This is a genomic window from Marinifilum breve (assembly GCF_003202155.1).
Taxonomy (GTDB): Bacteria; Bacteroidota; Bacteroidia; order Bacteroidales; family Marinifilaceae; genus Marinifilum; species Marinifilum breve.
Genome location: NZ_QFLI01000001.1, coordinates 171,678 through 193,626, shown reverse-complemented (window position 1 = coordinate 193,626; position 21,949 = coordinate 171,678). Strand labels below are relative to the sequence as shown.

General features: G+C 34.3%; 21 protein-coding genes. 15 read left to right on the top strand and 6 right to left on the bottom strand.

Annotated features, from left to right (window positions below):
• Window positions 1-10: 10 nt before the first annotated feature.
• A complete protein-coding gene (gene pstC / locus DF185_RS00790) occupies window positions 11-865 on the bottom strand; it encodes a phosphate ABC transporter permease subunit PstC (protein ID WP_110358824.1) in 855 nt (284 codons plus the stop codon).
• A 110-nt stretch (window positions 866-975) separates the two neighbouring features.
• Entirely contained in the window at window positions 976-2,046 is a 1,071-nt protein-coding gene (gene pstS / locus DF185_RS00785) for a phosphate ABC transporter substrate-binding protein PstS (RefSeq protein ID WP_110358823.1), read from the bottom strand.
• 292 nt (window positions 2,047-2,338) lie between these two features.
• Between pstS and DF185_RS00780 the strand changes: the two genes are divergently transcribed.
• From DF185_RS00780 to DF185_RS00725, 12 genes are all read left to right on the top strand, one after another.
• A complete protein-coding gene (locus tag DF185_RS00780) occupies window positions 2,339-3,076 on the top strand; it encodes an NAD-dependent deacylase (RefSeq protein WP_110359405.1) in 738 nt (245 codons plus the stop codon).
• Window positions 3,077-3,109: 33 nt separating this feature from the next.
• A complete protein-coding gene (locus DF185_RS00775) occupies window positions 3,110-3,331 on the top strand; it encodes a hypothetical protein (RefSeq protein ID WP_133249921.1) in 222 nt (73 codons plus the stop codon).
• Between the two features lie 159 nt (window positions 3,332-3,490).
• Window positions 3,491-4,399, top strand: coding sequence for a HamA C-terminal domain-containing protein (locus DF185_RS00770; RefSeq protein ID WP_110358821.1), 909 nt, complete (start codon window positions 3,491-3,493; stop codon window positions 4,397-4,399).
• Between the two features lies 1 nt (window position 4,400).
• The gene (locus tag DF185_RS00765; RefSeq protein WP_110358820.1) at window positions 4,401-6,929 is read left to right on the top strand and encodes a DEAD/DEAH box helicase; all 2,529 of its coding nucleotides are present in this window, start codon (window positions 4,401-4,403) and stop codon (window positions 6,927-6,929) included.
• Window positions 6,930-7,441: 512 nt separating this feature from the next.
• On the top strand, window positions 7,442-8,188 hold the full coding sequence (fabG, locus tag DF185_RS00760) for a 3-oxoacyl-[acyl-carrier-protein] reductase (protein ID WP_110358819.1): 747 nt from the start codon (window positions 7,442-7,444) through the stop codon (window positions 8,186-8,188).
• A 518-nt stretch (window positions 8,189-8,706) separates the two neighbouring features.
• A complete protein-coding gene (locus tag DF185_RS00755; RefSeq protein ID WP_110358818.1) occupies window positions 8,707-10,164 on the top strand; it encodes a hypothetical protein in 1,458 nt (485 codons plus the stop codon).
• A 230-nt stretch (window positions 10,165-10,394) separates the two neighbouring features.
• Window positions 10,395-11,429 carry a sensor histidine kinase gene (locus tag DF185_RS00750; RefSeq protein WP_133249920.1) on the top strand — a complete coding sequence of 345 codons (1,035 nt, stop codon included), beginning with the start codon at window positions 10,395-10,397 and terminating at the stop codon, window positions 11,427-11,429.
• A 16-nt stretch (window positions 11,430-11,445) separates the two neighbouring features.
• A complete protein-coding gene (locus DF185_RS00745) occupies window positions 11,446-12,483 on the top strand; it encodes a histidine kinase (RefSeq protein ID WP_110358816.1) in 1,038 nt (345 codons plus the stop codon).
• A gap of 27 nt (window positions 12,484-12,510) precedes the next feature.
• Window positions 12,511-13,281 (top strand): LytR/AlgR family response regulator transcription factor, encoded by a 771-nt coding sequence (locus DF185_RS00740; RefSeq protein ID WP_110358815.1) that lies wholly within the window; start codon window positions 12,511-12,513, stop codon window positions 13,279-13,281.
• Window positions 13,282-13,475: 194 nt separating this feature from the next.
• Entirely contained in the window at window positions 13,476-13,967 is a 492-nt protein-coding gene (locus DF185_RS00735) for a superoxide dismutase [Ni] (protein ID WP_110358814.1), read from the top strand.
• 77 nt (window positions 13,968-14,044) lie between these two features.
• Window positions 14,045-14,713 (top strand): Crp/Fnr family transcriptional regulator, encoded by a 669-nt coding sequence (locus tag DF185_RS00730; RefSeq protein WP_110358813.1) that lies wholly within the window; start codon window positions 14,045-14,047, stop codon window positions 14,711-14,713.
• Between the two features lie 107 nt (window positions 14,714-14,820).
• Complete coding sequence (locus tag DF185_RS00725; RefSeq protein WP_110359404.1) at window positions 14,821-15,699, top strand: anti-sigma factor; 879 nt, start codon at window positions 14,821-14,823, stop codon at window positions 15,697-15,699.
• A 195-nt stretch (window positions 15,700-15,894) separates the two neighbouring features.
• On the opposite strand, the gene DF185_RS00720 is transcribed toward DF185_RS00725, so the two are convergent.
• Complete coding sequence (locus DF185_RS00720; RefSeq protein ID WP_110358812.1) at window positions 15,895-17,145, bottom strand: hypothetical protein; 1,251 nt, start codon at window positions 17,143-17,145, stop codon at window positions 15,895-15,897.
• An 88-nt stretch (window positions 17,146-17,233) separates the two neighbouring features.
• Here DF185_RS00720 and sfsA point away from each other — a divergent pair, with 88 nt between their 5' ends.
• Both sfsA and DF185_RS00710 read left to right on the top strand, forming a co-directional pair.
• Window positions 17,234-17,944, top strand: coding sequence for a DNA/RNA nuclease SfsA (sfsA, locus tag DF185_RS00715; protein WP_110358811.1), 711 nt, complete (start codon window positions 17,234-17,236; stop codon window positions 17,942-17,944).
• Between the two features lie 105 nt (window positions 17,945-18,049).
• Window positions 18,050-18,583: a YkgJ family cysteine cluster protein gene (locus tag DF185_RS00710; RefSeq protein WP_110358810.1), complete on the top strand. Its 534-nt coding sequence runs from the start codon at window positions 18,050-18,052 to the stop codon at window positions 18,581-18,583.
• A gap of 228 nt (window positions 18,584-18,811) precedes the next feature.
• On the opposite strand, the gene DF185_RS00705 is transcribed toward DF185_RS00710, so the two are convergent.
• Both DF185_RS00705 and DF185_RS00700 read right to left on the bottom strand, forming a co-directional pair.
• Entirely contained in the window at window positions 18,812-19,462 is a 651-nt protein-coding gene (locus DF185_RS00705; RefSeq protein ID WP_110358809.1) for a hypothetical protein, read from the bottom strand.
• Entirely contained in the window at window positions 19,446-19,931 is a 486-nt protein-coding gene (locus DF185_RS00700; protein ID WP_110358808.1) for an RNA polymerase sigma factor, read from the bottom strand. Before DF185_RS00700 ends, DF185_RS00705 begins: the two co-directional genes overlap by 17 nt.
• 333 nt (window positions 19,932-20,264) lie before the next feature.
• Here DF185_RS00700 and DF185_RS00695 point away from each other — a divergent pair, with 333 nt between their 5' ends.
• Window positions 20,265-20,603: a hypothetical protein gene (locus tag DF185_RS00695; RefSeq protein ID WP_110358807.1), complete on the top strand. Its 339-nt coding sequence runs from the start codon at window positions 20,265-20,267 to the stop codon at window positions 20,601-20,603.
• Window positions 20,604-21,219: 616 nt separating this feature from the next.
• On the opposite strand, the gene DF185_RS00690 is transcribed toward DF185_RS00695, so the two are convergent.
• Complete coding sequence (locus tag DF185_RS00690) at window positions 21,220-21,948, bottom strand: hypothetical protein (protein ID WP_165835902.1); 729 nt, start codon at window positions 21,946-21,948, stop codon at window positions 21,220-21,222.
• Between the last annotated feature and the right edge of the window lies 1 nt (window position 21,949).

Here is a 21,949-nt window from a genome sequence, read left to right as displayed (position 1 = left end):
TATATAAAGGCTAAGCCGATAATTTTTTCATGATTAATTTGCCGATATAATTTACAATACCGGTGATAACGAACAGGATCAATCCGATCTCAATAAGAGAAGTGTATTTTAATCCTTCTGCTTCGCCAAACTGGTTGGCAATCAAACTGGCCATGGTATTTCCCAAATCGAAAATTCCGGTTGGCATATTATTGGAGTTACCAATCAGCATGGTAACTGCCATGGTTTCACCAATTGCTCTACCTAAGGCAAGTATGTAACCTGCAAATATTCCCGAACCTGCGTTGGGAACAATTACGTTTCTAACTACTTCGAAGCGAGTTGCTCCAAGTGAGTAAGCAGCTTCTTTTAAACTACCAGGAACCATCGAAATTACTTCGGCACCAAGAGAAGAAGCATATGGAATAATCATGATCGCCAGAATTACCGATGATGTGAATATTCCGAACCCTTGTGCATTAAGACCTAGTTCTGCAACCAATGGTTTTAATGCATAAAATCCCCACAATCCGTATACAACCGATGGAATACCAGCCAATAGATCGACTACGGATCGTAAAAAGGAAGGCAAGGCACCATCTTTAAAATATTCGCCTAAGAACAAGGAAATAGAAAAGGCGAAAGGAAATGTGATGATTAATGCCAGAATGGAGGTTAGGAGTGTACCGATTATAAATGGCAAAGCGCCATACGATTCACGTCCTTCTGTTGGATCCCATTCTGTAGAAAATAAAAATCCAAACCCAAACTCTTTAAAAGAAGGGATGGAGCCAACAAATAGTGTAGCAACAATTCCTAAGGCAATTAGCACCATTAGAACACCACTGCTAACTAATAAATATTTGAAGATTTTTTCGCTGTTCATAAGATTTGAACGATTCAGTGTAATAGAAGAACGAGCTTGTACCAGTTGTAAGTCTGGAGAACTTTTTATTTAGCTGTTACAAGCTCGTTGTTTGACCTAAGTCAATTGTTTTATTTTAATGCTTTTCCGTTATAAGTTACTTTACCAAGAACTGCTTTGGCTTTAGCTACTGCAGCATCTGGAAGTGGAGCATAATGTACTTTTGTAGTTTCTTTTTGAGCTTCCGGACTTACAACCCATTCAATTAATTTGATGGTTTGAGCAGCTTGATCAGCGCTTCTGTCGTTGTAGTTTTGCTCTTTGTAAAGAATTAACCAAGTAAAACTAGAGATAGGATATCCATCAGCAGCATCAGTGTTGGTTAAGCTTACACGTGTATCAGCTGGCATTTCACCTTTAGCTGATGCACTTACCGACTCAACAGATGGAAGAATAAAATTTCCAGCTTTGTTCTGGATGCTAGCTACAGGAATACCCATTGCAAAAGCATACTCAGATCCGATGTAACCAATAGCGCCTTCGGTTTGGCTAATTGTACCAGCAACACCAGGGTTTCCTTTTGCGCCAATACCAACAGGCCATTTTAATGCTTTACCAGCACCAATTTTCTCTTTCCAGTCAGCACTTACTTTGCTCATATAATCGCTGAAGATAAAAGTAGTACCAGATCCATCAGAACGATAAACAACAGTGATTTCCATATCAGGAAGTTTTACACCTGGGTTTACTGCTGCAATTTTAGCATCGTTCCATTTTTTGATTTTACCCATGAAAACACCTTCCATCAATTCAGGAGTGAATTTTAATTCTGGTTTTCCAGGTAGGTTGTAAGCAGCAACAACAGCACCCAAACAAGTAGGAACGTGAAGTACTTCTGCTGGCATATCGGCTAGCTTCTTATCATTTAAGAAAGCATCACTTGCACCAAAGTCAACAATTTTATCTTTCAAGCTTCGGATGCCTCCGCCTGAACCAATTCCACCATAGGTTACCAATAAACCTTTTTCTTTGGTATAACTCTTGAAAATTTTATTGTAGAATGGTTGTGGGAAGGTAGCTCCGGCACCTGTTATTGTTTTAGCCTTTTTGTTACTTGCAGTTTTATCTTTACCTGCGTTTCCACAACTTGCCATTAAAGCAACTGCGATGATAGCAGCAAAAAGCAATTGAAATTTTTTCATTCTGGTTTAAATTTTAGTTTAAAAAACGATTGTTCTTAGATTTTTTAATATTTTAAAATCTTGTTTGATACATTACATAGTGTGAAAAAGAACTAACTTGTATCCTTTCACACTGCAATGTTAGAATACTAATGTTACAGGAATATTACAGCAATGTTAACAAATCATTACTTGTTGTAAGTGTCACAAAATCAAAGGGGAAATCTTCTAAAAAACTTATTTAGAAGTTGTATAAATAGATTTTTATTAGAAAAATGCATTCAATGTTACAATTAAAATAATGTATAAAGGCATGGAAAAGGAATTACAAAAAGTTGCTGAGATCATTTCCAGTTCAAAATCGATGATTGCTTTTACAGGTGCGGGAATATCCGTTGAAAGTGGAATACCACCATTCAGAGGACCGGATGGATTATGGAGTAGATATGACCCAAAATGTCTGGACCTGGATTATTTTCATTTAAACCCTGAAGAATCGTGGAAAGCCATTAAATCGATCTTTTATGATTTTTTCGGAGAAGCTAAATACAATGGAGCTCACAAAGTGTTGGCTCAGCTTGAGGAGAAAGGCCTTTTAAAAGCAGTGGTAACCCAAAATATCGACAATCTACATCAGGAAGCTGGATCAAAAACAGTGTATGAGTTTCATGGAAATTCGCAAAGACTTATTTGTTTGCAATGTGGTAAAAGCTATGTTCCATCTGAGGTAAATTTGAATGAACTGCCTCCAAAATGTGTGAACGATAAGAAAATTCTGAAACCAGACTTCGTCTTTTTTGGAGAAGGGATTCCTGAAACAGCTTATCGAAAATCACTTCAGGCTGCCAGAGATGCCGATGTGGTATTGGTAATAGGAACTACAGGAGAAGTTATGCCTGCTGCCATGATTCCTACCGAGGCCAAGCGAAATGGGGCAGTGGTAATCGAAATCAATACTGAGGAATCGAACTATACAGATGGTATTACGGATTACTTTTTGCAAGGGAAGGCGAGTGAGATACTAGAAGAGATATACTGTTTGATTAAATAGGAATATGTTGAAGATGTGAAGGATGCTAGAAAGATGAATGTTGAAGTGAATAATTCTGAAAATTCAAGCTGGTTTGCAAAAAACATCACATCAATCATAGCTATAATCATTGTAGGTGCAGCCGTTATTACTTGGTTTGTGCCAATACCACTCGAAACGATTGGATATGTTAATTCAGTGTTGATGCTGGTTGGTAGTTTTCACTTCGGTTCAGCTATTCAATCATTTAAACCAAAGGAGAAAAAGAGTAGATAAATATCAAGCCTTACATGATGTAGGGCTTTTTTATTGTAAATAAAAGTAAAAGTAAGAGTTATGTTGATATTGTTTTATTATTTTTGTTCTTAAGGTAATGTTTTTGATGTTAAGATATGTTGCCTGTAACCATCTAATTTAAACTTAATCTTCACGATTATGAAGAAGGAAATAGATATAGAAGAACTATTGTCTAGCACGAAAGCTTTAATGAAAAAAATGTATTTCATTGAAGATTCCTTTGGACTGGATTTTAATGAAAAAAGTTTTGGTACATGTGTGAACTACTGTGACCTAATTGAACTTCAAGATGAATTTGTAACTGAAATAGTAGCTACTGTTCTTAGATATGTTTATTCTAAAAGTAAACAATCTGAAATAAGAAAGCGTTTGGTTGAGGAGGATGAAAGGGAAGAAGATAATGCTTATAGTATTTTATTGGATAGAGCAAAAGGTAAATTTAGATCGTCTAATTTGCAAGGACAACTTTCTGAATTATTAATATTCAATTTGCTGCAATCTCACTTTAAAGCAGTACCAATTTTAAGAAAGATGTCATTAACCACGAATCCAGAAATGGAAAGAAATGGTGCAGATGCAATTCACTTAGCTCGTGAGAATGGACAATATAAAATCTATATTGGAGAATGTAAAACTTCAGATAGAAAGGACAGAGCTTTTAATTATGCATTTAAAGAGGCTGTAGAAGATGTCATTAAACATTATAAAGAACACAGAAATGAATTATCTCTTTATGTGTATGAGGATTTTATACCAGAAGAATTAGAGGGGTATACAAAGAAATATCTTGATGGAGATATAACTGATACAGAAGTACATTTAGTTTGCATGGTCACTTATGGCCAAAATGAGTTTGTTGAAGGTAGTTCAAGAACAGAAATTCTTGAAAATACAATGAATAAAATTCAGGATTCAGTTAATGGTATCAATAAGAATATACTTTATAAAAAAGTCGAATCAAGATTAAGACCAAGAATTCATTTGATTTTATTTCCAGTTAATGATTTGACATCAATGTTAGAGAAATTTTCAAAAAAAATAGGATGATATGCAACTAAAAGAAAAAGAAAGAGATTTGCTTAATATCCTACTTCGATACGATTTAGAAGTATTTGCAAAAAAATTGAATTTAATAAAATCTGAAATAGGCAAACTTGATGAAACAGTAGTTGTCAGTTTACTAAATCTTGCAGAGAGGTTATCACGAAAAGCAAGCGATGATATAGGTAGAAATGTTTGTTTAACAATTTGTGGATTAATATGGGAACACAGAGAACGAGAATGGAATAATCTATCTAGGTTTTTAATGCAAATAATGTCTCGGATTGGGTTGATTCCTACTGTTAAGATGATCGATACAAAATTTGACAAGGAATCCAATACGTACAGTGATTTAGGTAGCTTAATTGCACAATTTAAATTTAAAGCAAAACTTGAGGATTACAGTGTTTCAGTAGTTGAAAATAATTTTATTTCATTATCAAGTTTTCAAAAAAGAATGTGGGATTCAATTGAAGATTATAAGAGAGTTGGGATATCAGCTCCAACTTCAGCAGGAAAATCTTATGTGTTGGCGAATAAAATTATAAATCTACTTGAGAAAAATTCAGGTAGCTGTGTTTATATCGTTCCAACTATCACATTAATAAATCAGGTAAGTTCTGATTTTAGAAAGATTGTTAAAGATTTAGATTTAAAGAATTACAATATAAGTCAAACCTTTGCAGAAAAATATGTTAATCCGCAAGCTAAAAATATATTTGTTCTAACTCAGGAAAGAGCACTGTCAGCTATTAGTCAAAATAGTAAATATTTTTCAGAGGTTGAATTATTAGTAATTGACGAAATTCAAAACATAGAAAGGGTTGCTAATGAGGATAATGATCGCTCAAGAGACTTGTATAATCTTATTCAGGAATTTGAAAATACCTATCAGCCTGATAAAATAGTAGTTGCTGGCCCTCGTTTGAAAAATATTAATGAACTTGTTAGAAAACTTTTTGGAGATAATGCTAAATCTGTTTCCAATGAATTACCTCCTGTTTTAAATATTTCGTATTCGTTTGTTCAACAATCTAATGGGATATTTTTTAGGCAATATTCTGTACTAAATGATAAACCTCAATCGATAAGGGTTAACAACTTCCCAACAGATGGGAGTAAATTTTTTAAAAAGGTTCAGTTTAGGCAACCAACATTTGATGTAATAAATCATATTTTGAATCACTTAGGTGAAAATGAGGGGAATATTATTTTTTCACCAACGAAAGCAACTGCAAATAAAATAGCAGGCTCTATAGCAAAAAGAAATCATAACCCGAATCAGGATTTACAAAGTTTGATTAAATATATCTCATCGAGCATACACCCAAATTATTCTTTAGTTAATTGTTTGAATAATTCAACAGCATACCATCATGCAAATGTACCTCAATATATTAGAATGGTTGTTGAAAAGGCGTTTTCAAAAAATGTAATAAAGAATATTGTTTGTACAACAACATTGATGCAAGGTGTAAATTTACCAGCTAAAAATATAATTGCTAGAAATCAAAATTTGTCCAATAAGAAACAAGGCGCAAAATTAACTCCTTATGAGTTTGCAAATCTACGAGGAAGAGCAGGTAGATTAATGAAAGATTTTGTAGGTAGGGCTATTATTTTGGATGAAAATGCATTTGAAGATACACAAACTAAACTTTATGAATATCCAGAGAAAGAAGTTTCTTCAGGTTATGGAGTAAGGTTTAAGGAAAACGAAATTGAAATTCGAAAAACTTTATCTCAAGGGGATAAAATAGTTGAAGAGAACTCGTTTAATGATCTTTCAATCCATGTACGGCATATGGTATTGAAACATAAAAAGAATTCGATAGAGCGTTTAAGAAATACTGGAATTTATCTATCCGAAACCGAATATAAAGCTGTGCGAGATCAATTGAAAAAACTCGATGTTCCAAAGGAGATTATTATTAAAAATTCACATTGGGACCCATTTGTTTTGAATGAGTTATATTTGAATAGGAAATATCATAAGTTGCCATCTTCACCCTTTGATTTACATTTTGTTGATAAATTACAGGGGGTAATTAACATGATAAAATCAGTATCACCTTATTATTATTCGAAGTATTTAGGGATAGAAAATGATCGTTTGCTTAAGAAGTGTTTAATCAATGCACAAGAATGGTGTAGAGAGAAGCCAATAAATCAAATAGTAAAATGGGGTGGTGTTCCTTCGGAAGAAGAAATAGATAAGATTTTGGAATTGTTAAATACTACAATTGTATTTCAAATACCTAAGTTATTATACCCGATTCTACATTTTGAGGATGATGAAAACCCAATTTTATCTTTTATGGAACAAGGTGCATATAATTATAGTACTAGAAGATTAATAGAATATGGTATTCCAAGGGAATTAGCTATTAATTTAAAAAAATTGTTTGATGATGAGAAGCTGAGGGATGAGCCGTTAAAGTTTACGGATAGATATATTCAAAAGAAATTGAATAAAGCATATCTCAACAATAATATTTCAAAATGGGAGAAAGTCCAGTTGGAATCGTATATGTAGAATTTTAAAGGGGAATGATATTTTTAAATAAAACTTATTAAGACCTGTGCCAATTTAATAGGAGTTACTGATGAATGTAGCTCCTTTTTTATTCTAGAAAATCATTTATTATTACTAAGTTTGTTACATTAATAACCAGCTAGTTATTAAAAATGCATACACAATCTGTATGCTCAAAACTGTAAAAAAACAGTTAACTGACAGGGCAATAATACAATAGCGAATAAAGAATTTTTTCTTCAAGGAAAAGCTAGCGAAATTCTAGACGAAATTTACAGCTTAATTAAATAGGTTAAAGTTTGTAATGTGTTGGGATTGTGCTGTGTAGTAAGATCAGTTTGGCAAAGGAAATTATCAAATGTGGAAGTGCTTTCTTTTTATGAGACATAAACAAAAGTAGATATCCCTGAAAATATTTTATATTTGTTAGCGATTTTGGTGTTTGGGCTCTTGTATGAGTGGGAACATCATCCTTAATTAAGAATATATTTTTAATAAAAATAGAATTTCACATGAAGTTATTAGAAGGAAAAACAGCGATTGTTACCGGTGCTTCTCGCGGTATTGGTAAAGCGGTTGCAATTGAATTTGCAAAACAAGGTTGTAATGTTGCTTTTACTGACTTGTTCTACAACGAGCAAGCTATCGAAACTGAAAAAGAAATTGCTTCTTACGGAGTAAAAGCAAAAGGATATGCTTCTGACGCAAGTAACTTTGCTGATACTGATAAGGTAGTTGCTGAAATCGTAAAAGAATTTGGTGCTATTGACATCTTGGTAAACAATGCTGGTATTACTAAAGATACTTTATTAATGCGTATGACTGAAGAGCAGTGGGATGCAGTAATCAACGTTAACTTGAAATCTGTTTTCAACTTTACCAAAGCAGCTCAAAGAACAATGTTGAAGCAGCGTAGTGGTTCTATCATCAACATGAGTTCTGTAGTTGGTGTTAGCGGTAACGCTGGTCAGGCAAACTACTCAGCATCTAAAGCTGGTATCATCGGATTTACTAAATCTGTAGCTAAAGAGTTAGGTTCAAGAGGTATCCGTTCTAACGCTATTGCTCCAGGTTTCATCATTACTGAAATGACTGGTAAATTGCCAGAGGATGTAGTAAAAGAGTGGGCTGGAAAAATTCCATTGAAACGTGGTGGTACACCAGAAGAAATTGCTCAAACTTGTGTTTACTTAGGATCTGATTTGTCTTCATACGTAACAGGTCAAACACTTCACGTTTGTGGTGGTATGAACATGTAAGAAATGTCACATATTATAAGATATGGGCCATCTCGTTTGAGGTGGCTTTTTTTGTTTCGTATTGTTCAAATTCGTAATCCTTATTACCAAGTTATAAAAACGTTTAGACGAATTGCCTAAAACGTATAGACATTTTACCCAGAACGTCTATACGTTTTTGAGAAAAGATATAGACGTTTTGTAAGCCTATATTTAATGCGGGTTTCAGAGGGTGATAATAATTCCAACAACAAGGATTAGCAATTCTATTATTTACGGATTTAATTAGACTCAGATTTATACGATTTAATTGGATTAATTATTGAATGCGCAGGAAATTTTCTTTCGCTAGATCATAGATAATGATTAAGATCTACGTCTTATTTTTTAAGACGGCATGAATGCCGTCTCTATCCATCACTCCCTCTGAATACATACTTTTTACAATTCATTACATTGAAACTACAGTTGATGTCAATTTGTTTTTTTCTTATATGCTTTATTCGGAATATTGTATCGTAGGATAAAATATAAACGTCATGAAAATAATATACAAGCATATGAAAACACATTTACAATTTGTAATTAGCCTAGTGGCAATGGTAATGTTGTCGACATTATCATGTAATGCTGGAAATCCAGGTAATGGCGATTGGGATATTGTGATTACCAAGAATAACAATTGGAGGGTAGAAAATATAAAAATCTCTACCAATGGTGATATTGAATTTAATGATGACTATACCGATGTAAAAGCCATGTCGGATGATGCTTACATCAAAATAAGCATGGTGAGTTTCGGTATGAGACGTAAGTTATACATCAGATCGGATGAAGGTAGAGTTAACTATCGTTACTTTGAGGGAAGCAGAGAGGTTGATTTTGAGCCTAAAGGTCGTGCTTGGATGAAGAAAATGCTTCCTGATATTGTTAGAAATTCGGGGCTTGATCTTGAAAACAGAGTCAATAAAATATACAAGAAATCGGGAGTAACAGGTTTTTTGAACGAATTACAGGAGACGGATAGCGACTACTATCGTTCGCGCATGGTAAAATACTTGCTGAAGAATAATAAGCTAAATAAAAACGAGCTACAAAATTTGCTAAGAGAGTTCCCATATCGAATTAATTCGGATTATGAATTGTCTCAGATTTACAAAAAATACAATCCAGTATTTATTCAGGATCCTGAAATTTCGGCAGAGTTTTTTAATAGTTTGGAAGAGATCTCATCTAATTATGAACTTTCACAGGTTTTAAAATCAGTTTATAAGTTGAATGAGCTTAACGAAGAAAACTTTACTCATTTTATTGATGCAATGGGTGAGATCAGTTCTTCTTACGAGAAATCAAACCTAATGAAGATGGCTTTGGCTGATGATAAGCTAACCGAAGCTCAATTAAATAAAGTTTTGAACGAGGTTGAAGAACTATCATCGAGTTATGAGAAATCGCAGATAATCAAATCGATTATCAAGGATGAAGGATTGTCATCAGGTAATGTGGATAAAATTATCGAGCTTACAGAATCAGTATCTTCAGATTATGAGATGGGACAAATTATAAATTCCATGATTCGAGAACAGATGGTTAATAAATCGAATCTTAATCAATTTAATGAACTGTTAGGAAATATATCATCGGATTATACCTATAAAGGAATTCTGGATCAATTGGTTGAATATGAACCATTGGGAGAGGATCGATTTGACTTTTTATTGAAAGCTTCTGATGATATTTCATCAAGCTATGAGTTAAGCAAATTTTATAAAACCCTATTGATAAAAGGGAATTTGACTAAAAAGCAGCAATTGGTGCTTATTTCTAAATCAGATAACATATCGTCTAATTACGAACTGGCAAGTTTTCTTTTAGCAGCAACCCACAAGATGGATTTGGAAGATAAGGAAATTAAAGATGCCTTAATCAATGCAGCACAAGAAATAAGCTCAGAGTATGAGTATGGCAAAGTAATGAAAGCCATTTATTCAAAATGAAATGTCCATGAGTAAATAATTATTAACTCACACACGAGGATGATTATTTAGGAATGGTAAGTTCCATCTGACCTTGACAAGAAAATTGTAAACAGATGAAATTAACGAAAATGTAAGAAGATCGATTTATCGGGTGAAAATCTCGATAGGTCGAATTCTTAAAGAAAGATTGTAATACGACAAAATCATTGCCGTATCTTTAATCGTAAATTCAGAGAAACCCCGTAACCGTGAATAAAAATCTCCGCTTTATTATCATCAGTCCTATACTTGGAATGCTATGTTACATTCTGGCATTTTATAGTTATGTAGGCGAATTACCCGGTTTTGAATACCAGATAACAGGATATCTGCCTAGTGCTGTATTTGGTTTGTGGGCTGGATTATCTACTTTGTTTGTAGGTAAATATCTTAATAAGTTGGTGAGTTGGAAACAGCGACATGGCATACGTTTTTTGATCCAATGCACAGCTTTGTACCTAATAGGCTTGGTCCTAATTGCCATTTATTCTGAAATGTTCTTGATTTCTTTAAGAGGTGATTTGAGCTATTCTCAGTTTTGGTTGATTTACAATGATGAAATCTTTAAGACGCTTTTAATTCTGTTTTTGGTGGTTCTTGTATATTGTATCATCGATTTCATGATCTATTCATTCAACCAGATGCGTGAAGAGGAAATTAAGTCCGTCGAGTTGATGAACAATCAGTTAAACTTGCAGTTTGAGGCATTAAAATCTCAATTGAATCCACACTTCTTATTTAATTCTTTAAATACCATATCATCGCTTCTTTATAAGGACAAGGAAGTGGCGGAGAAATTTATTAGAATGTTTGCTGAAAGTTATCGTTTTATATTTAAGCAAAACAATAGACCATTGATACCGCTTCAAAAAGAATTGGATTTTGTGCAGTCGTACAATTATTTATTGCAAGTAAGATTTCAGGAAGCTTACGAATTAAAGATTAATATTCCTGATAAAGCTATGGAATCTTATGTGCCACCACTTTCGATTCAAATGTTGGTTGAAAATGCCATTAAGCACAATTTAATTTCACAAACATCACCTTTGTCTGTAGATATTGAAATCAACAATAACTATTTGTGTGTAAAGAACAACATCAATCCATTAAGAGAGCAACCGGAATCCTTCCAGATCGGAATAGAGAATATTAAAAAGAGATATTCATACTTTACTAATGACAGTATTTTGCTGGATAAAAATGAGCATTTTAAGGTAAGTCTGCCTTTAATACTTCAATCGTGAAATAATACTTGACCTGATGAAAGCCAATTATTTAAACAATAATATATACCGTTTGATTACACCTCCATGTGTTGCCATATTGGTATACCTTTTAATGCTATTAATTTTTGATCGTTTAGCCGAGATCAGTAATAACTTTAGCCCCGAAGAATTAATATTCCTGATTGCCGTTACTGCAATATTATTCGAATCCTACAGATTCTGGCTATTGAAAACCGATAAGATTAAAATATTAAACAGAAATAAGCTGCTGAAATTTTCAGTGATTTATTCGGGAAGCTTTTTAATTACCGTAGGCATGGTGTATGCCTTATTTGCTATTTACTTTAAGTTCGTAATTGGGATTAGTGAATTTTCATCGGAACTCATTTCATTCCTAATCATATTTATTTTGGTAGGAATTCTGTTTCACTTGTTTTATTTGAGTATTCGTTTCCTGGACAGACAAAATTCCCTTTTACTTGAAAAAGAGGAAATGAATAGAAAGAATATCGAGTTTGAATTGGAAGTATTCAAAAATAAACTGAATCCTGATTTTTTGTATGAATCTTTGGAAAGTGTAATCAGTTTGATCAGAAAAGATCAGGTTGAAGGAGCAGAGCAGTATATTGATCATCTAGCCTTATTCTATAGAAGAATACTGGGCAATCGATATTCGGAGATTATAACACTTGAAGAAGAGAAATTAAAAATAGATGAATATTTAAAGCTTAGAAATTACAATTACTCAGATAATTTAATTGTAAATTGGGCTCTGGATGACATAAGTAATATACATGTTGTTCCAAACATGATTTTACAAACCATTCAATTGATTGAATATAGTCAACAGGTTGATTTGAATACGAAATTGGAAATTTCTATTGAGGATTCAGATGATACAATACGATTTCGATTCTTGTCATCGGAGAGGTTAACTCCATTGCCAAAGTTTAAGGCATTAAAGGAGGCGATACAAAAGACTTTAACTTTTTATACAGATACTCAGTTCGAATGGCAAAGAATTAATGGCTCTATTCACGTATCGATTCCTAAAATCAACATAGAAGACTAACAGACACTAAATACACTACGCCTAAAAATGAATGTTATTATAATTGAAGATGAAGCATTAGCTGCAGATAAACTGGAGCGATTATTACACAAATATGATCCGAAAATTAAGGTAATTGATAGATTTGAGTCCATAACAGAATCTTCAGTTTGGCTGGGAAATCCGGAAAATAAGATTGATTTAATCTTTTTGGATATCCATTTGGTGGATGGATTAAGCTTTGAAATTTTCAATAGAGTTCAGGTTAAAACTCCAATAATTTTTACCACTGCATATAACGAGTATGCATTAAATGCCTTTAAACTAAACAGTGTGGATTACCTTTTAAAGCCTGTTACTTTTGATAGCTTGTATGATGCACTTAAGAAGTACGAGAGCATGAAAGAGTCTTTTGGGAATCAATCCATAAAAAGCATTGAAGAGTTAAGTGCTGCACTGGCAAATATCCAAAAAGATTACAAGACCAGGTTTATGGTTAAGGTAGGAGAGAAGCTAAAATCCTTCAGAGCAGAAAGTATAGGGCTTTTTTACTCAGAAGGAAGGGATGTTTTCATTTTATTAAATGATGGAAAAAGATACATTATCGATTATAAAATGGAAGAACTGCAAGATCTTCTGGATCCGAAGCAATTTTATCGCATCAGCCGTTCTTTCATTGTAAATATCAATGCAATTAACGATGTATTGGTGCATTCAAATTCTCGCTTAAAGGTGGTTCTAAATACTGAATGTGATAAAGAATTAATCGTAAGCCGAGAAAAGGTAAGTAGTTTTAAAAATTGGTTTAGCGGTAGTTAAACACACACCTTCTTTATTTAAGTGTTTTAAGCAGATCTGTATATTGTAGATCGTAAACTTCCTATAGTAAGATATTTTTAAACAATGGTATTTAGCTTTACAAGTATCATATAATGCAAAATGGTATTTGTATTATTCATTAAATAGATTAATTTTAAATAAGAATTTAATATCAATAAAAAATATTAGTTGTTATGAGAAAATTAATTAGGACTGCAGGTTTATCACTTGTATTTGCATTGTTTTTAATTGTTGGAAATCAGAAAAATACTTTTGCACATTGCGAGGTGCCATGTGGTATATATGCCGATTCGGTACGCGTTGTCTTGATGAGTGAGCATATCACTACCATCGAGAAAAGTATGAAGAAAATTGTAGAGTTATCTGCTGAGGAGAACGTAAACTACAATCAATTGGTTCGCTGGGTAAATAACAAAGAGGAGCATGCTAAGAAACTGCAAGAGATCGCTACTCAATACTTCATGTTTCAGCGAGTAAAGCTTACTGATGATGCAGTCAAAATGAAGAAGAATCAGAAATTATTAGCGAAGCTTCATGAAATCTGTGTGTATGCTATGAAATCGAAACAGACAACGGATCTAAAAATTATTAAGAAGTTGAACAATGCGGTTCACGACTTTTCTCACTTGTACTTCGGTCCAGGAAAACACCACCATCATCATTAAGATCAAAAATATAGCAGCCCTTTCATAGAGTATGGAAGGGCTGAGCTTAATTACAAAATCAAAAAACAATATATAAAATGAGTAACTCAATTTGGTGTTTCGAGAATGTAAATCTATTTCAAATTCTATGTCCACATAAATTAAAGCAATATCAAAAAGATCATTTTGAGGGATTTAAAAAAGGAGATGTTATTTACTTCCCAGATGACTCTTCCAAATCCATTTTTATGGTGAGTAAGGGAAAGGTTAAAATAGTTTCTTATAGCCAGGAAGGAGAAGAAATTGTGAAAGCGATTTTGGGTAAAGGTGAAATTTTTGGAGAGAAAGCTTTATTGGGTGAAGACAAAAGGGATGATTATGCATTAGCCTGTACAGAGCCTACCGAGCTTTGTCCAATGAAACTTCCTGATATGTATGAGTTAATGCGTCAAAATGAAAAGTTTGGTTTGTCGATATACAAATTAATAGGTTTTCGGATAAAAAAGATGGAACGCAGATTCGAAGCTCTTTTACACAAAGATGTAAAAACTCGTTTGTGTGATTTCTTAAAAGAAATGGCCGATGAAAAGGGAATTGAGAGTGGTTCAGAAGTGATTGTAAATCATTTCTTCACACAAAAGGATTTTGCAGACCTAATCGGAACAAAAAGAGAAACGGTAACCAGACTGTTTAATGAATTGAAACAGGATGGGATAATAGATTATACCAGAAAAGAAATTCGTATCCGAGGAGTAGAAAACCTGTAGAAAAATCAACTTTCTAACCTTTATGTGATGCAGCTTACATTTTTTGGATTATGAGGAAAGTACTTTTACAATAAAGTTTAAAGTATTAATCCAAAAAAATGTTAGATATGAGAAATTTACTATTATTTGCAGCTGCAAGCTTATTCCTATTTTCTGCTTGCGATGACGACGATAATGATATGATGGTTCAGGATACACTAAATCTTAATATTACTGGACTAGAAGATTTAGGAGATGACTATGCATACGAAGGATGGCTTATTGTTAACGGGAAAGCAATTTCTGCTGGTATCTTTAATGTGAATGGATCGGGAGCTTTATCGCAAACTTCATTTGCAATTAATTCGGCTGATTTAAATAATGCATCAGCTTATGTATTAACCATTGAACCAAGTCCTGATAATGATCCAGGACCATCTAGTGTTCATATTCTTGCAGGTGATTTTTCTGGTTCAAAAGCAACACTATCGGTTGGGCATTCCTCAGCACTAGGTTCTGATTTTTCAAGCTCGACAGGTAGCTACATTCTGGCAACTCCTACCGATGGAGCGGATAGTAACGAGAAGAGTGGAGTTTGGTGGCTTGATCCTTCGGCAGGACCAGGAGCAGGTTTATCTTTACCTACTTTGCCATCGGGTTGGAAATACGAAGGTTGGGCAGTAATTGACGGAGTTCCTGTTACCACAGGTAAATTTACTTCGGTAACAGGTGCTGATGACAGTGCTCCATTTAGCGGAAATCAGGCGGGACCTCCATTCCCAGGTGAAGATTTTCTTATGAATGCCCCTGCAGGAGTGACATTCCCTACAGATTTGGCAGGCAAAACAGTTGTTATTTCGGTAGAACCAGAGCCAGACAACAGTGCAGCTCCATTTTTACTAAAGCCATTGGTAGGTATGGTACCAGCAGATGCTGATGATCATACACTTTACGACATGAGTAATAATTCACAAGCAACAAATCCTACTGGAAACGTAACAAGATAAAACAGACTGATTAAGCTGGGTAATATTTCAGATTAAAGCAACTATAAAGGCAGTAAGCTCAATTTGGGCTTATTGTTTTTTTGTTCTCCATGCGAATCAAGGGTTGAAAACATAGTTTAATTAATGGGATCTTCCCTAAGAGGGAAAAACTCAACCTGAAAATAGTAAAAATTCATCGTCGTCTAATCGATATAGTTACTTTATCTCTTGATTGGTATTCTCAAGTAGTAAGTACGCACCAAACACCTTATTCTGACTAAAACTTACCAAAGGCAAATATCCTTCAAACCATTTGCCATCTTTCCATTTCAAAGGGTGATTCTTTACCATTTCTTTATGAAATTGGTCGAAGGTTGATTTTGGTTTAAAATGTACTTTGAATACTCCTTTCGTTTCAGGGTGTAAGTGTTCATCGAATATCAAGGCAAGTGTACCCATATTGTATCTTAAATTGATTTCAAGACAGGGCTGAAGCTTCATTTCTCCACTCTTATCCCTGTAAAGCATACAATCAATGCCCAAATAGCCAGAGTAGTTTTGTGCAATACCACAGGAAATCATAGCTTCCTTCATGTATTCCGCTAGCTGCTGCATCTTTTCATCAGAAAGAAATTCTTTCATTGCTGTAGGCATTCCACCCAGAATATTGCTATCGTACTGACCATTGCTGTTGGTAGCAAAGAAACCATTTCCCATATAATTCACTTCGCCATAGGTATTGATATGATACTGAAGAGAAAAGTCGTGCTTCTTATCTAGTAAAGGCTCAACCATTACATAGCCCTGAATATCCAAAGTGCCATTAATCCATTGTATGATGGAATCATTCAAATGAGATTGACGAAGTACTTGCAAGCCTCTTCCTGAAGAACTCCATGGCGCTTTAATTACAATCTGTTTCCACTGATTAATCAGTTCTTCAATTTCTGCAACTGTAGTACAAATTGTAGCAATCTGTTCCTTTTCGATATAGAATGGATCATTTGTGCGATCCAGAAAAAAGTTCAGAACTTCCAAAGCCTTTTTACGACTGTATAGATTTTTGTGATCAGCTTGCCATTCGGCATTTGGGCGATTCTTAAACTCTTCCTGACAAGAATCCTTCAGGTGTTTGAAGATATGATGAATTCTTGGACTCCATCCCCATGGCTCCAAACTTTCTTTGGCAGAATTTACAAACTCTTTGTCCTGTATTGATGATTCGAACAGTTTGAATTCTGGCAAAGAAATACCAGCTTCCTGCATAACGGTTCTCAATTCCTGATCAGGCAACTGATTGACCAAAACCACATCTTTTTCATCGGCAAAATACATGGGCAAAACATCCAAATCCTTCTCAAATCGCGAAAGCATTTTGTTGGGCATATAGCTTACTGTACCATTGGCAATGGCGATTTCGCATGTTGGGTTGTAGATAAATATTTTAGGATGTATTTCGCTATTCATGTTTAGATTCTTGGTTCTGATGAGGCAAAAGTAGCTCAAATCAACATATATTTGTCATTCCAGTAGAATTTTTAATACACATTACTTTATGATATTTCCTAAGCCTCTTGTTCATGGCAAATTAATTCGTCGTTACAAAAGATTTTTAACAGATATGGAACTGGATAATGGTGAAGTTGTGATTGCACACACTTCAAATTCTGGTAGTATGAAATCTTGCCTCGAGGAAGGTGCAGAGGTATATCTCACTCATGTGGATGATCCTAAACGCAAAACCAAATATACCTGGGAGATGATCAAGATCAATGGTGATTGGGTAGGTATCAATACAGCGGTTCCCAATGTGTTGGTGTACGAAGCTGTATTGAATCAGGAAATAGATGCATTAAAGGGTTATACTACAGTAAAGCGAGAAGTGAAATTTGAGGATAGCCGATTTGATGTATTTGCCAGCAATGATGAGGAAGAATGCTTTATCGAGGTGAAAAATGTAAGCCTAAAAGATGATAAATATGCTCGTTTCCCGGATGCCGTAACCACAAGAGGCAAGAAACACCTGGAAACCCTAATGAGAGTAAAAGCAGAAGGCAAACGTGCTGTTATGGTGTATGTAATTCAACGCAGCGATGTAGAGATATTCACCCCGGCCTTTGATATCGATCCTGATTACGCGGCAACACTAAAGAAAGCCTACGAGAATGGAGTAGAGGTGTATCCGATTCGTGCTGCTGTTAGTCCAGAGAAAATTGAATTGGCAGATATTCTACCTTTTCAGTTATCAAGGAACTGTGATCAGTAATCAGTAATCAGAGCAAAGTTTGCAGCGACCAAAGTCCCCCTTTCAGGGGGGATTCAGGGGGGTGTATTGAATACTTTTTCTACATTTGCACAAAATTCAATAGAAATGAACGAAAAGGCAAGAGAAGAATTGGCAAAGTACCGCCAATTAAGAGATGAGGTAAGTGAGTTGAGTGAAAAACTGGCCAATCTGCATAAAGATCAGATAGCATGTAAGAAAGGTTGTTCTGAGTGTTGCATGAATTTCCAGGTTTTACCAGTGGAGTATTTTGCAATTTTGGATGAGCTGAAACAGAATCCTCCTACACAATACAGAGAACTTGGTGATGAGGCAGAGGAATGTAACTTCCTGATAGATGATTTGTGCCAAATCTACGCATCTCGTCCGTTTATTTGCCGAACTCATGGTTTGCCGCTACTGTATATGAACCAGGAAGGCGATGCTTGGGAATTGTCGGCTTGTCCGCTAAACTTTACCGATTTTGATGATTTTCATGCCGAAAATACCTATCCACAGGATACCTACAATAGCAAAATCTTCATGATCAATCAGGAGTTTATCAAACATTACGAAGCTGAACGATTTGGGGAGTTTGATTTGATTCCAGTTAATCGTTTGGTTGCGGATTTGAAGAAGTAAAGTTTCACGCGAAGTACGCTAAGATATTATATGGAAAGAGCGCAAAGATTCAATATTTGATCTATGCGCTTTTTTGTTTTCAATTATCAGATTCAAATATGCAGCAACCAAAGTCCTCATTTCCAGGGGATTCAGGGGGGGTATGGGTTAAGGATTTTTATTCTGTTCTAAAGTGAAATTAGAAATTTCAAGCTCGACAAACCTCAGATTACAGATCTGAGGAGCGATTTACCCCTGCAGCTCCTCCATATCAGCAATAGTCTCCTCCAGTTTTCTGAAGATGTTGCCATAAATCAATCCGATATCAAACAGGTACAGTTTGCCACTAAATATGGTGACCAAGATTAGAAAGATACCCATTGGAAGAAGATAGAATATCGGCAAACCATATAACAAATAGGTATCCGGATCGCTCATGATTTTATCAATGGTTCTTTCTTTCAAAAACGGATTCATATCAGCGTAAAGCGTACCCAAAATGATAGCCAGAAACAGAAGTGGATATAGAAACTTAAAAATTTTCATGTATTGCGATATGGCTTTTTTCAACCAAGCATCAAAAGCTTTTAAGTACTGATAACTGTTCAAAGAAATGTCCAGTTCTTCCAGTTTGTCACTTTGCTTTTTGCCTACCCATACCACCAGCATCAATAGTAAGAAGAAAAAACTTCCTATAATCGGTATTTTCAAAAAGAAAGAAACCAGTAGCATAAATGTGGCGCCAATAACAATTCCATAAAGGTTATTTTTGCCCATTCGTTTAAATTTCTCGATCAGGTGTTTCGATTTCTGACTGTATAAATTATTGAGTTTAGGGATAACAACACATTCCTTGTTTAAAAATCCCTCGTTCCATATATTTTCAATTGACTTTTCCATTTAGTAATTTTTTTAATCGTTCCTTAATTCTTTTAATTCGCACACCAATGTTGTTCGTGTTGCTACCAATAATGTCTGCAATTTCTTTATATGACTTCTCTTCCAGGTAAAGCAGAATAATCCCACGGTCGACTTCGGATAACTGCTTAATGGCGTCATACAATTGATTTAAAGATTCGTCGGCAAATACATGGCTGCCCTCACTTGCCTCGTCAGGCAAATAATCTGATGCCACATGCTGGCGATCCTTCTTCTTCAGAAGAGTCAAGCAAACATTAAGCGTTAATCGGTAGATCCATGTAGACCATTCCGATTGTCCGTTAAAATTCTTTCGGCTCCTCCAAATCTGCAAACAGACCTCTTGATAATAATCTTCGAAATCTTCTTGTGTGTTGGTATATGCCCGGCATATCTTCACAATGATAGCGGCATACGGTAAAATCGATGATGTATAAAAATCGTTACTCACTATAGTTTTTTCTTAATTAGTGGCAGAATTTCAAGATTATTACATCCAATGGAATATTTTTTTTAATCTATATCAAGATAGGTATTGTTGGGAGAACATTTATCAAGACTGGAGGGCCAAATGCTCCTGTAAATTTGAAATTTACAGGCTGAGAGGAGAGGATATTTAATCCGATGTAAGATGAAATTGAAAATTTCAGATTCCCCAAACCTCAGATTATAAATCTGAGGTAGCTGAGATTTTTCAAGATCACTTTAAATTTGTTTTTGGCTACCTCTGTATCTATATTTAGTTATCTTTGTTTGAGCAGTACAAAATACTACAAACAAAGAAATGAAAACAGATAGAGGAATCATTGACAAATTAGGGAACAGGATTCTACCGATTACTACTCCTGTAACATCTAAAGTGGATTCTATACCGCTCGAAGGTAACCCTAAAATAAATGGTAAAACTGTTGAAAGTTTACTACTAAAGGAGCTTGAAACTGATAGTACAGATAATAATAAAGCTACATTTATGGGAGTTGTAGGTAGGTTAGATATGTGTAAACAATACAAACCAAAACACACCGTCAAAGCTTTTGAGTTTACAACCTGTGATATAACAAAATGGGATATCTTATTAGAATTAATTAAAGAAAGATACAACATACTTAAAGGTGAAGTATAAGAAGATAATTATCGTAATAAGCTTATATCAGAAAATATAGGCGATTATCGTTATACCTTACATTATAGAGAGGATTATATACAATTTAGTATTGAATATCAAAATGTATGTTCTATTACAATAGATGATTTTGGTTCATTCGGTTTTTAGGTTATTTTCAAACAATTGATTATGTTATCTTTTTAATGAATATCAGCATAGGTATTGTTTTGGGAAAATAATGATGCCCTGTTTGCAGATTTAATAGGCTAATCGCCCATAGTAGATGCCAATGGCAAAAAATTATATCCCTATTGTAAAAATCAGTATTCCTAATATTAAGAAATTAAGTCTTGCAAAAAATAATAGAATCTTGCAGTAAAAATATAAGCCTTGCAATAAAAAATAATGACTTGCAGAAAAAAAAGAGAATCTTGCGGAAAATAACATAGCACTTGCAGTGCAAGACGTTGAAACAATATGCAAGTCTACAATAAAAAACGCAAGACATATAAATAAAGTGCAAGAAGATAAAAAAATATCGCAAGCTAGAATTTAATAATGCAAGAGAACATTTCTTACCTATAGAAGTACTCAATTGGTAAATTGGAATAGTAATTTTCGCTTAAGGAGAGGTTTATTCCTTTTGTGATGCTCTTTTTTGGATAAAGTAGTTCACTTTATAGCCTTGAAGGCGTTCTTTATTCCCGGAGAATACATATTTGCCAGATAACCTTATTTCATCGAGCAATAATTTTAGATAGGTGTACGATTTGTCTCTCAAAACCTTTTGTTTGTGCTTTTTTTCTGTACTAGATGTATAGTCGTTGTGTATGTCATGAAGAGAATAAGATAATTGACGTGCTTTCTCCAGCTTATCGAAGTTGAAATGTATTTTTTCTAATGGCTCCTTTTCATGTCGTCCTATTTCTGCAAAAACGCCAAGGTTTTCTACTAAGCTGGAAATACCACGTTTTAATTTAAGACGTTTAATTATTTTCATTTGTCTCTTATCATCTCGATAAGCAAAATTAAAATCGTGTAAGATTTCCTTATGTAGCGCATAGCCAGCTTCAGAGTCTTTTTGCCACTTGATTTTAGCATCTGAAGTGCAGTTTTTGATATTCATCCATTCCGTTTGAAGCAAACGACAAGCTTCAATTCGCTCTTTTACATCTTCTATATGTGTAATATTTATTCCAACCTTCGAGAGTTGATCCAGATCATCCATTGCCCATGCTGCAAGGTTTTCAGATTCTTGTAAATAGATGGCTATGGGAATTGTGGGTGTAATAATTTGCTTTTCTGGTATGGATTCAATCTTATCCAAAAGATCTTTTTGAATGTTGTTTGCTATTTCAGTCACT